Origin of the sequence: Corallococcus sp. 4LFB (assembly GCF_046520365.1) — a bacterium.
Classification (GTDB): Bacteria; Myxococcota; Myxococcia; order Myxococcales; family Myxococcaceae; genus Corallococcus; species Corallococcus caeni.
Genome location: NZ_JBKGHJ010000955.1, coordinates 1 through 1539 on the forward strand (window position 1 = coordinate 1; position 1539 = coordinate 1539).

General features: G+C 68.2%; 2 protein-coding genes. One reads left to right on the top strand and one right to left on the bottom strand.

The window, feature by feature from the left end; genetic code table 11:
• Positions 1-98: 98 nt before the first annotated feature.
• Entirely contained in the window at positions 99-854 is a 756-nt protein-coding gene (locus ACLEQD_RS43120) for a TVP38/TMEM64 family protein (protein ID WP_410391751.1), read from the bottom strand.
• Positions 855-1160: 306 nt separating this feature from the next.
• Here ACLEQD_RS43120 and ACLEQD_RS43125 point away from each other — a divergent pair.
• Positions 1161-1539: general stress protein (locus ACLEQD_RS43125; RefSeq protein WP_410391752.1), on the top strand; the 379-nt coding region annotated here is incomplete at its 3' end.

Sequence of the window (1539 nt, forward strand, 5' to 3'; positions counted from 1 at the left end):
GGAAGGGCCGCCGGTCCACGCGCTGTGCCTGCCGGGGCGCCAGTCCGTGCCCCGCGTCCGCGCGCTCCTCCAGCACCTGGTGGAGGAGCCGCGCGCCGTCACGGCGTGGTGAGCGGCACCTTCGCGCCGGGCAGGCCGCGCGCGCCTTCCGCTTCGGGCACGGGGGCCTCCACTGGCGCCTCGTTGACCTCCTTGTAGAACCGCCGGCCGAAGATGACGCCCAGCACCAGCGACACCACCATGCCCACCGCGGAGACAGCCGTCATCAACGTGCGGCCCTGCGCGAGCCCGCTGCCGAACTGCGCGGTCAGGAAGGTCCCCGGGATGGTCCCCAGCACGACGCCCAGGACGGACGGCCAGAAGCGCGCGCCGCTCGCCGCGCCGGCGATCAGCATGATGTCCGTGGGGCACAGCGGGTTGAGGCACGCCAGGAACGTGAACTGGAAGTCGTGCCGCCGCGCCGCCTTGGCGATCGCCGGGTACTTGCTGCCACACATCCGCTGCATGGGCCGCGTGCCCAGCTTGCGAGCAACGAAGTAGAGCAGGGTGGCGGACAGGAAGCTGCCCGTTAGTGAATAGAGGGTCGCGGCGAGGGTCCCGAACATCATCCCGCCGACCGCGGTGAGGACCTGTCCCGGCAGGAGCGTCAGGGGCCTCACGGCCAGGAAGGCCACGTAGGCCAGGGGGGCGTAGTCGCCCAGGGGGAGCAACACTTCCCGGATGGTGCGCTGATCGATGAAGTCCGGCCCCAACAGCCGGAGCATCACCAGACCGCCAATGGAAACGACCAAGGGCGCCAGGATGCGCAACCAGGTCTTCAGACCGCTGCTGCTCGCCAAGGAAACCTCCCCCATCCATCGCCCACGGGACCCATGTGTCAGGCGTTGCGCACAAGGTGGGATCCGAGCAGGGAATCGGCAACGTGACCTGAATTGTTGTGAACAACGAGAGCGTCCTGCCGGGCAATCACCTGTCCCGTCCGGATGCCTAGCGGCCCTGACAAGCGCGCGAAATCCTTGGGGATTATGCATGCAATGTCAGAAGAGAACGGCTGGCGGTGTACGGAGCTTGCTTGCATCGGGGCGCTTCCGTCCCAAGGTTTCAGGCAAGGGACACCAAGGCGCGGACGGGGTTGGGCAGTCATGAGAGGAGACACGGACATGTCGGACAAGGACAACAAGGGCAGCATGACGGTGGCCGAGGCGGGGCGTAAGGGCGGCGAGACGGTCCGCAACGAGCGCGGTCGCGAGTTCTACGAGACCATCGGCCGCAAGGGCGGCGCCACGGTGAAGGCCGAGCGCGGTCGCTCCTTCTACGAGGAGATCGGCCGCAAGGGCGGCGAGACCGTGAAGGCCGAGCGCGGCGCCAAGTTCTACGAGGAGATCGGCAAGAAGGGCGGCGATCGCGTCAAGGCCACCCGCGGTCCGAACTTCTATGAGGAGATCGGCCGCAAGGGCGGGCAGAAGGTCAAGAAGCTGATTGAAGAGGGCAAGCGCGCCGCTCGCGCCGCCATGGATGCCCAGGCCGGGGCCGCGCCCG